An 11,754-nucleotide genomic window follows, 5' to 3' on the forward strand; every position below is an offset into this window, starting at 1 on the left:
GGTGTACGCCATCGGCCTGTGGAGGCCGGTGAACAGTTCGACCCTTTCGTATACGTAGATCCCAGGCCCCGGCGCACCCGCGCCGGGGCCTCCCGTCATTTCAATAATCATTGAGAGGTGCTGTGCAGCAACCGGATACAACTCCCACCCCTGGTACAGGTGGGACAGACAGACTCGATGACGAGGATTTCCCCGCCTACAGCATGGGCCGTGCGGCGGAGATCCTCGGCGTCACCCAGGCGTTCCTGCGCACCCTCGACGCCGCACGCCTGCTGACCCCGCAACGCTCGGCGGGCGGGCATCGCCGCTACTCGCGCTACCAGCTGCGGATCGCCGCGCGTGTGCGCGAGCTGATCGACGCCGGCAATTCCCTGGAAGGGGCGTGCCGGATCGTGATCCTCGAAGATCAGCTCGCCGAGGCCCAGGCCCTCAACACCACCCTGCAACACGCCCTCGACAAGCACGAAGCACCGGACTCGGGGCACTGATCCACACCCCCACGACTGCGGCAGTCACCACGGGGCGACCGCCCAGCGCCCTGCAGTCCGGGTCGTGCAGATCGAGCGCGCTCCGGTGCTCGCCGCGGGCGTGCCGGGGTCGCCGCGCACACACGCTCGACTTCGACGGGGTTGTCGCACACCACCTTCCAGAAGCCCACCAGCAGCCCGTCGAGGTCGTTGGCGATCTCCGTGCGCACTGATGGTTCGGCCAGCGGGACCGCCAGGCTGCCGGCGCAGCGTCTCGACGGAGCAGGCCCCGGAATCCTGAAGCTGGCCCCAGCCCCCAAAGTAGCTTCGCGCTCAGCGTGATTCGTTGGGACCGGTGCTGACCCGCCCGATCCGTTGGGATCTCATCGCGCAGCAGTACGACCAGATGGTCAAGTACGCGACCGCGCTGCGGCTGGGTACCGCCGAGAGCGAGTCGATCCTGCGGAGGTTCACCCGCGGCGAGCCGAAGCACCCCACCTACCAGGCATTGGAAGAGCTGGGGCGGGCAGCGCGCACGGTCTTCGCCTGCGACTATCTGGCATCGGAGGAACTCAGACGCGAGATCAACAGCGGGTTGCAGGTGGTGGAGAACTGGAACTCCGCCGACACCGTCGTGTTCTACGGAAAGGATTCCCAGCTCACCGGCGCCGACCGCGAGCACGCCGAGGTGTCGATGCTCGCCTTGCATCTGCTGCAATCGGCGATGGCGCACATCAATACCCTTCTGCTGCAAGCCGTCCTGGAAGACACGCAGTTCCACGATCTGGTCGGCGACACCGAACGCCGCGCCCTGAGCCCGTTGTTCTGGTCCAACATCAACCCTTACGGCCGATTCCGGCTCGACATGACCACCAGCCTGGACCTGTCCCGGGAACGAGTCTCAGGCTGAGGTCAGGTTCCGCAACCAGGTGACCTGGTCGTAGTCATGCGCCCGTCGCACAGCGAGAACATCGGCTACTTCGGCGTACTCGAGACACTCATTTCGCGATGGTGGCCAGGGTGTTGGACAGCCACCGGGCGAGTGGTGGAGCCAGTCGCGACAGCGCGTACATCAGGTGCGCCTCCGGGGTGATCGGCGCGACCGCTTTGCCGCGGTCGATGGCCTCGAGGATGTTGGCCGCCGCGCGTTCGGCGGTGTATCCGCGTTTGGCGTAGCTGCTGGTTGTCTTCGCTCGCCGCGCGTCGGCGTTGCCGCCGCGGTAGGCGCTGGTGTGGGTGATGGCGGTGTTGACGATGCCCGGACACACTGTGGTGACCGTGACGCCGTGGGGTCGCAGTTCCATGCGCAGTGCCTCGGACATGCCGAAGACGGCGAACTTCGAGGCGCTGTAGGCGCCCAGTTGCGGGTTGGCGAGCACGCCCGCCGCGGAGGAGAGGTTGACGACGTGCCCGTTGCCGCGCCTGATCATGTCCGGTACGAACGCGGAGACACCGTGCACGACGCCCAGGACGTTGACCTCGAGAAGCCGGTCCCAGTCGCCGAGGGTGGTGTCCATGATGCCGCCGATGACCGCGATGCCGGCGTTGTTGATCAGCACATCCGAGGTGCCGAGTGCGGCCGTTGTGGCCTTGGCGAAAGCGGTCACCTGTTCGGCGTCGGCCACGTTCACCGGCTGGGCGTGCACCTCGGTGGCGCCGGCGGCGCGGGCGTCGGCGACCGTCTGGTCGAGCCCCTCGGGGTTGAGGTCGCACAGGGCCAGTCGTGCGCCTCGGCGAGCGCATTGCAGCGCGAGTTCGCGGCCGATGCCGCTGCCGGCGCCGGTGACGACCACAACCCGACCGGTGAGGTCTCTTGTCTTCATCAAAGTGTCTTTCGTGAGGAGATCGGCCTTCGCGTCAGGCCGGTGCTGTGGTTGGGGTGATGTGTCCGCGCAGGTAGGGCACGACGAGTTCGGTGACTCGTTCGGGCTGTTCGATCCACACCCAGTGGCCTGCGCCGGGGATGGTGTGTATTCGAGCGGACGGGAAAGGGGTCTGCTGTAGCGAGGCCTGCACGGTGGGGATGTAGGCGTCGGCGGTTCCCCAGACGACCAGGCACGGAAGGTCGGCCGGGCGCAGTGTCTCAGCCAGGCGGTTCATCGACTCCTGGGTGGTCGAGCGGTACAGCCGCAGTACCGCCCGTTTGGTGCCCCACGCCCGGATGTGTCCAGCGATCTCGGCCGCGCTGCGCCTGTCGAGGCCGGGGTTGTCGTGGGCGATCAGCGCACGGGCCAGCGGTGGCGCGGCGAGCCGCATGAACAACTCACCCAGTACCGGGGTGCGCCACACCCGTGCCGCGCGGTGCCAGCGGTAGTCGAGCAGGACCCCGGTGTTGATCAAGGTGAGGCTCGCGATGCGGTCGGGGTGGGCGGCGGCGTAGGTCAGCGCCCAGGGGCCGCCGAAGTCGTGCGCCACCAGATGGACCCGCTTGATGCCTAGCACGTCGATCACCCCGGCCAGATGGCGGGCATAGCCGGCGACGGTGTAGTCCTGGTCGGGGCGTTTCTCCGCGCCACCGAAGCCGGGCATGTCCGGGGCGACGACGCGCGCGAACTCGCTGACCGGCGCCATCAGCGCCAGCCAGTCCCGGCCCGCGCCCGGGTTTCCGTGGACGAACACAACGGCCTCGGCCTGATCGGCGGCGGGCCCACCGATCAGCACCGGCGAGCGAACATCGCCGGCGACGATCTGTCGGCGTTGCAGATCGGCGACCGAGCCAGCCATCAGAACTGCACCGGCCACGGGTCGGTCGCGATGAGGCCGGAGGTCTGCAGCGCCGCGGTGCGGTGCACGGCGATCGCCTGATAGCCGGGATCGAGCACCATCTCGAGGAACTTCGCCCGCGACGGGTAGGCCACGATGAGGATCATGTCCCACCACGGCGTGTCCTCGCCGCCGATGACGACCTGGGCGGCATCGCCCGCGTAGACGACCGTGGCGCCGACCCGGTCCAGATGGGGCTGCACTTCCGCGCCGTATCGCTGGTAGCTGTCCCGCCCGCCGACGTCGTTGAACGCGAGCAGGTTCACCATCACCACCGGCGTATCGCTGTCGTGGGCGGCGGCGACGAACGTCTGCACCTGCTGCTCGGTCGGATCGATGTGGCGTGCTGTCGTGGTCATGAGTTTCCTTACAGATGTGATCGCGTCTGGGATCGTCGACGCGCAGAGAAAGGGGACTCGATCGGGGGTTTCAGGACTCGCGCGCCATGTACCCGGCCGCGCCGCCGCCGAGGTAGTCGACCGGGCCGAGGCCCTGAGCAGCCGCCAGCTGGTCGGTGAGGTACCGGATGGTGACAGCGTCGAGGATGGAGTGGAAGCCGCCGTCCTCGCTGAAGTTGACGTTGGCGCCCTCGACTCGGATGAACAGCGTGGTGTCCTCGGTGTTGGTCTCGGGGCAGACGAAGGTGTGCACGGACCCGGCCGGCTCGTACAGATACGAGCCTGCGGTCTGCATCTGGTCGGGGTACTCGAGGTAATGCCAGCTGCCCGAGAGCGTGTACGCCTCCGCGACACCGGTGTGATAGTGCAACGGCACCTTCGAACCCGGGCTGAAGGTCGCCAGCACCACCCACACACCGGCCTCGAGGTCCAGCCGCAGGGGCTTGAAGTGCACCCCCGGGCCGAGGGAGTCATGGATCAGCGGGATGTTGCGTTCGTTGACCGTCAGCAGCTCGCCCTGTGGCAACGCGACACACGGCAGCGCAGCTCCGGAACTGGTCTTCACTGGAACAGGGTTGGTCTTCAAGGTCATCGGGTCTGGTTCCTTCCGCGGGAGCGACCGTCGGCCCTGCCGGCGGCGCGTCATCAACAACGCTCATGATTGGTGACCCACACCACATAGGTCTTGACAGCAGGGGACGAAGATTTAACCGTTGAGGACATGTCTGTGATCCGCGGCACAGCGTTGTCCGGGTACTGCCCACTGGTTGCCGAGTTGGGCGCCGACCCCGCCGAACTCTTGCGCGGCGCCGGCATCAGAACCGAGGACGTCGGCAACGGCGAGACGTTCCTGCCGTTCCGGCGTGTCGTGCACGCCGTAGAGATCGCGGCGGCGCGGCTCGGCGTGCCCGACTTCGGCCGGCGGCTGGCGCAAAGGCAGGGCATCGAGATCCTCGGGCCGGTCGGTGTCGCCGCACGGACTGCGGGCAGCGTGTCGGACGCCTTCGCCGTGTTCGACACGTATGTGGCTGCCTACAGTCCCGCGATCGTCACCCACATCGCGCCCTTCGACGACGATCCGGCGCGTTCGTTGTTCGAGTTCCGCATCCTCGTCGACGACCTCCCGCCGCATCCGCAGGTCATCGAACTGGCCCTCGGCACGGTGCTGCGGGTACTGCGGTTTATGCTTGGCGCGGCCTACACGCCGCTGGCGGTGCGCCTGCCACACGACCCACTCACCACGCCGGACACGTACCTGCAATACTTCGGCGCCACACCGTATTTCGCGCAACGATCGGCCGGATTCACCATCGCGACCGCAGACCTCGCCCGCCCGCTGGCACGTGACGAACTCGCCCACCAGGCGGTGGTGCGATACCTCGATATGATCGTCGGCGGCCGCGAACCGGGGGTGACAGGATCGGTCCGCGAGATCGTCCGCCAACTCCTGCCCACCGGCACCGTGCCCCTGGAACTGATCGCGGGACAGTTCGCGCTGCATCCCAAAGCATTGCAGCGCCGCCTCGTCGCAGAGGGCACCACCTACGCCACACTCGTCGACACAGTCAGACGAGAGACCGCCGAACGCTATCTGCGCGATACCGACATCAGCCTCACCCACCTGACCAGGGAACTCGGATACACCGAACAGAGCGCGCTCAGCCGGGCCTGCCGACGCTGGTTCGGCCAGGGCCCGGCAGCGCACCGCCGGACACTGCGCACACCCTCACCCCCAGTCGACCTGACATGAACTACGCTGACTAGCCACCGAACCCCCGAGGGGGCGCGGTCCGCGGAATGGTGGAAGAGGCGTAGCCCAGAACCCAGGCCCGCACATACCCGCTGGACACCTCCTGCGCTCGGGTTCTGGCTGCTCAGGGCCACGGTGAAAGACAAAAGGCCTGACGCCTTTCCGGGCTGTTGCGGAAGTTAACGGCCAGAATGCAAGACCTCCGATGGTTTTAAGGGTCAAGCCGCTGCGCGTGTCAGCGGTGTGTCGGTGGATGGTCCGAAGGCTTTGATCGGGTCGTAGGGCTGGCCGGATAAGAGGCGGTGGTGCAGTTGTCCGAGCATTTTGTCGAACAGATGCCGTAGTGCGGCTGTGTGTCGGCTTCCGGCGGCGCGGCGGCGTTGGTAGTGCTGGCGGGCGGGGCCTTGGTTGAGCGGAGCGCGCAGGCCTTCGATGATCTCGGCGGCCGATGCCTCGATTCCGCGCTGTCGTCCAACTCGGCGAAGCGCGGCAGCGACGCGGGTTTTGGTGAGCTTCAACGCATCTGCGGGAGTCGGGGCGAGTATCAGGATCTCGCGGGTTTCAGGGCGGGCGAGGTTGGTGGCCGACTTCCTTGCGAAGGTCGCCAGGAATCCCGGGTAGTACTCGCGCAGCAGCGAACGCAGCTCGTTGCCGGCTTTGGTGCGCCGCCAGACCGCGTCCTGCTGAGCGCGCGCCACCACCGCGATGGACCGACCGTCACACGACTCTGACCTTCGTCGAGCGGGAATGCGGATATGCCGTCGCGCGTGCATCTGCCGGCCACAGCGAGCCGGGCGGAGCCGCTGGAGCGACCTACACCTACGTCCGCGCCTCGCTACCGGAGGTGGCACGGGCACTGTCACTCCTCACCAGTGAGCCACACCCCCTTGCTTCGAGCACCCCTGCAGCGATCGGTCCGGAACCCCTGTGCGGCCCGGGATCACGACCGGTATCGTGTGACGGCATCAACCCCAATTCGGGGCAGATTCGACCCAACCATGTGACTGACGTAACGTGCCGTCACATGAGTGATGACTTGACTGGTAAGAGCGCGCTGGTCACCGGGGCCAGCCGGGGTATCGGGTTTGCGGTGGCGGCCGAGCTGTTGGGGCGGGGCGCCAATGTGGTGATCTCGGCGCGGAAGCCGGAGCCGCTGGAGGCGGCCGCGGAGGAGCTGCGGGCGCTGGGGCATCCGGGCAAGGTCGTCGCGGTGGCCGGGAATGCGGGGGATGCGGCGGCTCGGGCCGAGCAGGTCGCTACCGCGGTGGCGCAGTTCGGGTCGCTCGATGTGCTGATCAACAATACCGGGATCAATCCGGTGTACGGGTCGCTCATGGACGCCGACCTCGAGGCCGTGCGGAAGATCTTCGACGTGAATGTCGTTGCGGCGCTGGGGTATGTGCAGGAGGCCTACAAGGCGTGGATGGGTGAGCACGGTGGCGCGGTGGTGAACGTGGCGAGCGTGGCGGGGCTGCGGTCGACGGGAGTCATCGCCGCGTACGGGGCTTCGAAGGCGGCGCTCATCCGGCTCACCGAGGAGCTGTCGTGGCAGCTGGGTCCGAAGATCCGGGTGAACGCGGTGGCGCCCGGCGTCATCAAGACCAAGTTCGCGGACGCGCTGTACTCGGCCGACGAGGAGGCCGCGGCGGGCGTGTACCCGATGAAGCGGCTCGGGTCGCCGGAGGATGTGGCGGCGCTGATCGGGTTCCTGGCCTCGGACGAGTCCTCGTGGATCACCGGCACGACCGTGCGGGTCGACGGCGGCCTGCTGGCCACGGGCGGCATCTGACCCCGGGCGGACCGAAAGCTCGCGCCCGGCACCAGGAGTGAGTGCCGGGCGCGGAACCGCGGGCGCGCTCAGCGGAAGAGCAGCGCGCCCAGGGTGTCGCTGTGGCGGTACTTCAGGTACTTCTTCACCGTCTCCTCGTCGACGGACGGGGTCGCGGTGGCGACGGTGATGACCAGGAAGGTGCCCTGGCTGCCGTCCCGCCACTTTCCGGTCTCGAAGTCGTTGATATAGCTGCCCTCCGGGAGCACCACATCCTTGTCGTCGAACTGGCCGTCGGCGCCGGAAGCCTTGTCCGCGCTGGACATGGTGAGCACCAGCTGGGTGAGCATGAGTGCGCCGTTCTCCGCCTTCCACGCCATCTCGGAGGCGCGCTTGCACCCGAGGCCGGTCAGCTTGCCCGCTTCCTCGATGTCGGCGCACGAGTTGTAATCGCGGCCGGACACATAGGTGGCCTGGAGCGCGACATCGCCCAGTTTGAAGTTCCAGTCCTGGCTGTACTCGGTGTAGCTGAACGATTTGCCGCCGGGCGCGGACTTGGTGGTGGTCGGCGCGCTGCGAGTGGTCGTCGGCGTGCTGGTGGTGACCGTCGTGGTGGTGGTCGTGGTGGTCGCGTCGGCCTGCGCGGTGTCGTCGCTCTTGGACACGAGGACGATCGCGCCGATCGCGACCGCGAGCACCACGACCACGCCGAGCACCACGCCGATGATCAACCCGGTGTTCGACTTCGGCGGCTGCGGCGGCGGGAAGCCCGGCTGCTGTGGAAAGCCCGGGTTCGGCTGGAACGCCGGCTGCTGCGAGAACCCCGGCTGCTGGGCGAAACCCCCGTCCTGCGGATACCCCTGCTGCTGCGGATATCCCTGCTGCCCAATCCAATTCGTCTGCGTGGGCTCCCAGCCCGACTGCGGCGCCTGCTGCTGGCCCCCGGCCTGCTGAGCGGGGTGGTCCCACCATGCCGGATCCGAGTCCTGCGGCGGCTGCCCGTGGGCATTGGGATCGCCGCCGAATCCGGCGGGTGGATACGTCATCTGCTCACCTTTCGCGGCCTGCCCGAGCCCTCCCCGGCCCGGCAATCATTCCCGAAGAGTATGCGGGCGACACGGCATGATCCAATCACGTGGTGACCGACGATCTGCTCATCTGCGGCGCGGGCCCGGCGGGGAGGGCCCTCGCGCACCGGGCGCTGGCGCACGGACTCACGGTCACGATCGTCGATCCGCACCCGCGACGGCGCTGGTCGGCCATCTACGCGGCCTGGGCGGATGAGCTGCCGGCGTGGATCGCCCCGGAAGCCGTCGGCGCCATGGTCGACCGCCCGATCGCGTGGGCGCAGCATCGCGTCGAAATGGATCGCCGCTACCTCGTCTTCGATACGGCGGCACTGCAGGATTCGCTGGATCTCGCCGGAGCGCGGCTCCTCAGGGACAGCGTGACCGCGATCGCGCCGGCGGCCCGCCACCGCCATGACGGGCTGGATCTGCCGTCGGTCCGGCTCTCCTCTGGTTCGGTGCTGGCCGCCGGACGGGTCATCGACGCGCGCGGGGTGGCACGCTCCCCCGGGCTGGCCGAGCAGACGGCGTTCGGGGTGATCGTCGACCGGGCCCGCCTACCGGAGGCGGAAAACTATTTCATGGACTGGCGCGACGACAATGGCGCGGAATCCGATGCGCCCCGGTCGTTTCTGTATGCGGTGCCGCTCGACGAGGAGCGGTTCCTGCTGGAGGAGACGTGCCTGGCCGGGCTTCCGGCGCTGGACCAACGGACGCTGCACGACCGGCTGATGCACCGATTGCGTTCTCGGGGAATCACTTACGACGGCACCGAACCGGTCGAGCGGGTCCGGTTCCCGGTGCACGGCGGCCGCCCCAGCACCACCACGTTCGGCGCGGCCGGTGCTTTCACGCATCCGGCGACGGGATACAGCGTCGCGACCTCGCTGCGGCTGGCCGACGCCGTCGTGGCCGGAGAGTCCGTCTGGCCAGGTTCGGCCAGAACGGTGCACATGCTGCGCCAGGCCGGATTACGCGCACTGCTGTCGTTGCCGCCGGCCGACTTGCCGCTCTTCTTCGAGACATTCTTCACGCTGCCCGTCGACGCCCAGCGCGCCTATCTTTCCGGCCGCGATGACCTTCGCGGCACCGCTGCCGCCATGATGGCGCTGTTCGCGACGCTCCCCTGGCGACTGCGCCGCAGGCTGGCCACCGCTGTGATCCTGCCACCCCGCCACGCACCGGCCGCCGTCCACGACACATCCGCGGGGGATCCGTGATAGCCGAACCGATCAACGGTTGTCGGCAGGGTGCGCCTCTGTCATCGTCGGCGGTCACTCCGCGACTCCCGGTGAGGTGGATATGCGAGCCAAGGCACGGATCGGCCTGCCGCTCGCCGCTTGCTTCGCGTTCCCGGATCGCTTTGCCGCCCAACCGAATCCATTCACCGAATACATGAATCCGGACGCATCGTCCGCGGTGGCGGCGCGCGTACCCGGTCAGGAACCGCTGCGGGTCATCGCAATGGAACCGGCCCCCCGGTGGTTCGATGCCACGATCCCCACGCTGCCGGCCGAGGAGCTCGCCCGGCGACTCCTGGCCGTACAGGCTTGGCGCGCACGAGGATTCAGTTTGAATACTCGCCAACTTCTATCGCACGGACACCGAACGCGCATAGGGAGACACTGTCGCCGCAAGACTCGGTTTCGGGTATTACATCGTGGCCACGTCGAGAATGGCGCCGGCCCGCCACCCGACGTCCCTGGTAGCTGGTGCAATCCCCGGAATCGGGGACTCGGCCTGCCACCCTCGGCGGTGACCGGCCCGTCACGGGCCGACGCCTAACTCTGGATCAAACGTCCCGGCGAATCGGACGGATTCTGCGCTCCGGGACAGCCGAGCGCCGGAACCTGGTGGCCCGCCTAAGCCTTGGACCTGGTGAAACGCCGCGAACTCCCGCAGTGAGCGCAAGGCCGCGTTTCCGGATCGGTTACCGCGTTCTCCCCGAACCCGCCCGGCGGCTTCGATGTTGATCTACCCGAATTCTCCCGAATTGCCGGTCCGAAGCGGTCGCTGATGGTGTGCTGGTGGGGTCGCAATCCCGAATACGGGGAGGTTCCAACGATGTTCGACCTTCCACTATCCAGTCATAGTGCGCTGCCGAGGATGACCGTTGCCGACGCGCTCGCCGCGCAGCAGGCGCACGCCGAATGCCCGATCACCATCTGCCCGATCAAGTTGCAGGCCAGAACATTTCTGTTGGGCCATCAGCATCGCAGACCGAAGGGGGTGGGACGTGGACGATCAGAGTGACATAGAGATTCGCGCACTGCGGGATGTAATCGACGCGGTCGAGGATCGATTGCGGCGCTTCGAGGCCAAGGACGGGGTTGTGCTCGCGGAGCGGTCCGAGGTGTACGCCACGGTCATCTACGCGGTCATCGCGAGTGCGCGCGCCTCCGGCCACTATGGCGCGGGAAGTCTGGCGCGAGCGCCCCTGCTGGACGAGATCCTGATGGGCGCCGAGCCGGACCCCTGGGAGACAGCGAGCTACGCGGTGGTCATCGACCGGGCACTGACACAGTGAAGCGCCCCACCGCCCGCGCGGGCGGCAGCGTCGATTCACAATGCCCCGGCGGCGCCCACGAATCCGGCCCGCTCAGCGCGACGCTCACTCGATCCAGCTCCAATCACGGTCGGGGTCCTGGTATTCCAGCCCGATCCAGCCGTCGTATCCGGCGGCGTCGAGGGCGGCGAAGAGAGCTTCGAAATCGAGGGTGCCGGTTCCGGGCCGGCTGCGCGCCGGCGCGTCGGCGATCTGCACGTGCCCGATCCGAGGGGTGTACTCGGCGATCACGCCGAACAGATCCGCACCCATGCGCGCGAGATGGTAGAGGTCGCAGAGGAACCGCAGATTCGGCTCGCCGACCTGATCGATCACCTGCACGGCCCGCGCTGCCGAGACGATCGGATAGTCGGGCGACTCAATGGAATTCAGGGCTTCGAGCACCACCTGCGCGCCGATGCCCGCGGCGCCACGCGCGGCCAGCCGCAGGTTCTCGAGCGCCAGCTCGTCCTGCACCGCCGGGTCCACGCCGGGAATCCGGTTCCCGTACAGTGCATTCAACGACCGGCATCCCAGCCGCTCGGCAATCCCCACGGTGACGTCGATATTGTCCCGGAATTCGGTCTCCCGCCCGGGCACGGACACCAGCCCTCGTCCGGCGGGAACCAGATCGATGAAATTCAACCCGATGAGCTGCACCCCGGCGTCGGACACCGCGGAGACGAACGCGTCGACCTCCTTGTCCCCCGGCACCGGTTTCTCGCCGAAGGGCCACCAGAACTCGACCGCGTCGAACCCGGCCGCCTTCGCCGCCGCCGGACGCTCCAGCAATGGCAGATCGGCGAACAGGATCGAGCAGTGCACGTCGAACTTCCGCAGGTCGCCGTCGGCGGTGTACTTCATCGGGTCGTTTCCTCCCTATAGGTGTGCCAGCTGCCGAAGGTGATGTCGGTGACCTGCGGGCAGGAAATGATCGGGCCGCGCAGCGGCATGGTCAGCACCGAGCGGTTGTCTTCCAAGACAATCACACCGAGT

At 67.6% G+C, this 11,754-nt stretch carries 14 protein-coding genes; 6 read left to right on the forward strand and 8 right to left on the reverse strand.

Features of this window, described 5'->3' with window-relative positions:
• Positions 1–203: 203 nt before the first annotated feature.
• Both ON33_RS11250 and ON33_RS11255 read left to right on the forward strand, forming a co-directional pair.
• Entirely contained in the window at positions 204–488 is a 285-nt protein-coding gene (locus ON33_RS11250) for a MerR family transcriptional regulator (RefSeq protein ID WP_040858238.1), read from the forward strand.
• 325 nt (positions 489–813) lie between these two features.
• Positions 814–1,377 (forward strand): Tn3 family transposase, encoded by a 564-nt coding sequence (locus ON33_RS11255; protein WP_218001407.1) that lies wholly within the window; start codon positions 814–816, stop codon positions 1,375–1,377.
• A gap of 88 nt (positions 1,378–1,465) precedes the next feature.
• On the opposite strand, the gene ON33_RS11260 is transcribed toward ON33_RS11255, so the two are convergent.
• The 4 genes from ON33_RS11260 to ON33_RS11275 all read right to left on the reverse strand — a co-directional run bounded on the left by ON33_RS11260 (position 1,466) and on the right by ON33_RS11275 (position 4,220).
• Positions 1,466–2,290, reverse strand: a complete 825-nt coding sequence (locus ON33_RS11260) for an SDR family NAD(P)-dependent oxidoreductase (RefSeq protein ID WP_040858242.1) — start codon at positions 2,288–2,290, stop codon at positions 1,466–1,468.
• Positions 2,291–2,324: 34 nt separating this feature from the next.
• Positions 2,325–3,191, reverse strand: coding sequence for an alpha/beta fold hydrolase (locus ON33_RS11265; protein ID WP_040858244.1), 867 nt, complete (start codon positions 3,189–3,191; stop codon positions 2,325–2,327).
• Complete coding sequence (locus tag ON33_RS11270; protein WP_040858246.1) at positions 3,191–3,589, reverse strand: DUF1330 domain-containing protein; 399 nt, start codon at positions 3,587–3,589, stop codon at positions 3,191–3,193. Before ON33_RS11270 ends, ON33_RS11265 begins: the two co-directional genes overlap by 1 nt.
• 70 nt (positions 3,590–3,659) lie before the next feature.
• Positions 3,660–4,220, reverse strand: coding sequence for a 2,4'-dihydroxyacetophenone dioxygenase family protein (locus tag ON33_RS11275; protein ID WP_040858248.1), 561 nt, complete (start codon positions 4,218–4,220; stop codon positions 3,660–3,662).
• 129 nt (positions 4,221–4,349) lie between these two features.
• Here ON33_RS11275 and ON33_RS11280 point away from each other — a divergent pair, with 129 nt between their 5' ends.
• On the forward strand, positions 4,350–5,378 hold the full coding sequence (locus tag ON33_RS11280; RefSeq protein ID WP_040858250.1) for an AraC family transcriptional regulator: 1,029 nt from the start codon (positions 4,350–4,352) through the stop codon (positions 5,376–5,378).
• A 218-nt stretch (positions 5,379–5,596) separates the two neighbouring features.
• On the opposite strand, the gene ON33_RS11285 is transcribed toward ON33_RS11280, so the two are convergent.
• Positions 5,597–6,076 carry a hypothetical protein gene (locus ON33_RS11285; protein WP_174391508.1) on the reverse strand — a complete coding sequence of 160 codons (480 nt, stop codon included), beginning with the start codon at positions 6,074–6,076 and terminating at the stop codon, positions 5,597–5,599.
• 326 nt (positions 6,077–6,402) lie between these two features.
• On the opposite strand from ON33_RS11285, the gene ON33_RS11290 reads away from it, so the two are divergent.
• Positions 6,403–7,167 (forward strand): SDR family oxidoreductase, encoded by a 765-nt coding sequence (locus ON33_RS11290; protein ID WP_040858252.1) that lies wholly within the window; start codon positions 6,403–6,405, stop codon positions 7,165–7,167.
• A gap of 68 nt (positions 7,168–7,235) precedes the next feature.
• On the opposite strand, the gene ON33_RS38145 is transcribed toward ON33_RS11290, so the two are convergent.
• A complete protein-coding gene (locus ON33_RS38145) occupies positions 7,236–8,192 on the reverse strand; it encodes a hypothetical protein (RefSeq protein WP_051151912.1) in 957 nt (318 codons plus the stop codon).
• Positions 8,193–8,284: 92 nt separating this feature from the next.
• Here ON33_RS38145 and ON33_RS11300 point away from each other — a divergent pair, with 92 nt between their 5' ends.
• Together ON33_RS11300 and ON33_RS11305 are read left to right on the forward strand one after the other, a co-directional pair.
• The gene (locus ON33_RS11300) at positions 8,285–9,433 is read left to right on the forward strand and encodes a lycopene cyclase family protein (protein WP_245550480.1); all 1,149 of its coding nucleotides are present in this window, start codon (positions 8,285–8,287) and stop codon (positions 9,431–9,433) included.
• 1,016 nt (positions 9,434–10,449) lie between these two features.
• Positions 10,450–10,740, forward strand: a complete 291-nt coding sequence (locus tag ON33_RS11305) for a hypothetical protein (RefSeq protein WP_040858254.1) — start codon at positions 10,450–10,452, stop codon at positions 10,738–10,740.
• Positions 10,741–10,824: 84 nt separating this feature from the next.
• On the opposite strand, the gene ON33_RS11310 is transcribed toward ON33_RS11305, so the two are convergent.
• The gene (locus tag ON33_RS11310) at positions 10,825–11,622 is read right to left on the reverse strand and encodes a hydroxypyruvate isomerase family protein (protein ID WP_040858256.1); all 798 of its coding nucleotides are present in this window, start codon (positions 11,620–11,622) and stop codon (positions 10,825–10,827) included.
• Positions 11,619–11,747 carry a hypothetical protein gene (locus ON33_RS43975; protein ID WP_281033209.1) on the reverse strand — a complete coding sequence of 43 codons (129 nt, stop codon included), beginning with the start codon at positions 11,745–11,747 and terminating at the stop codon, positions 11,619–11,621. The genes ON33_RS11310 and ON33_RS43975 overlap by 4 nt, the downstream gene beginning before the upstream one ends.
• Between the last annotated feature and the right edge of the window lie 7 nt (positions 11,748–11,754).

The organism is Nocardia niigatensis NBRC 100131 (assembly GCF_000308655.1).
Taxonomy (GTDB): domain Bacteria; phylum Actinomycetota; class Actinomycetes; order Mycobacteriales; family Mycobacteriaceae; genus Nocardia; species Nocardia niigatensis.

Bases quoted from the DNA above. Each gene is read 5' to 3' on its own strand.
- ON33_RS11290 (WP_040858252.1), top strand. From the start codon at position 6,403: ATGAGTGATGACTTGACTGGTAAGAGCGCGCTGGTCACCGGGGCCAGC.
- ON33_RS11275 (WP_040858248.1), bottom strand. From the start codon at position 4,220: ATGACCTTGAAGACCAACCCTGTTCCAGTGAAGACCAGTTCCGGAGCT.
- ON33_RS11250 (WP_040858238.1), top strand. From the start codon at position 204: ATGGGCCGTGCGGCGGAGATCCTCGGCGTCACCCAGGCGTTCCTGCGC.
- ON33_RS11270 (WP_040858246.1), bottom strand. From the start codon at position 3,589: ATGACCACGACAGCACGCCACATCGATCCGACCGAGCAGCAGGTGCAG.
- ON33_RS38145 (WP_051151912.1), bottom strand. From the start codon at position 8,192: ATGACGTATCCACCCGCCGGATTCGGCGGCGATCCCAATGCCCACGGG.
- ON33_RS11260 (WP_040858242.1), bottom strand. From the start codon at position 2,290: ATGAAGACAAGAGACCTCACCGGTCGGGTTGTGGTCGTCACCGGCGCC.
- ON33_RS11310 (WP_040858256.1), bottom strand. From the start codon at position 11,622: ATGAAGTACACCGCCGACGGCGACCTGCGGAAGTTCGACGTGCACTGC.
- ON33_RS11265 (WP_040858244.1), bottom strand. From the start codon at position 3,191: ATGGCTGGCTCGGTCGCCGATCTGCAACGCCGACAGATCGTCGCCGGC.
- ON33_RS11280 (WP_040858250.1), top strand. From the start codon at position 4,350: ATGTCTGTGATCCGCGGCACAGCGTTGTCCGGGTACTGCCCACTGGTT.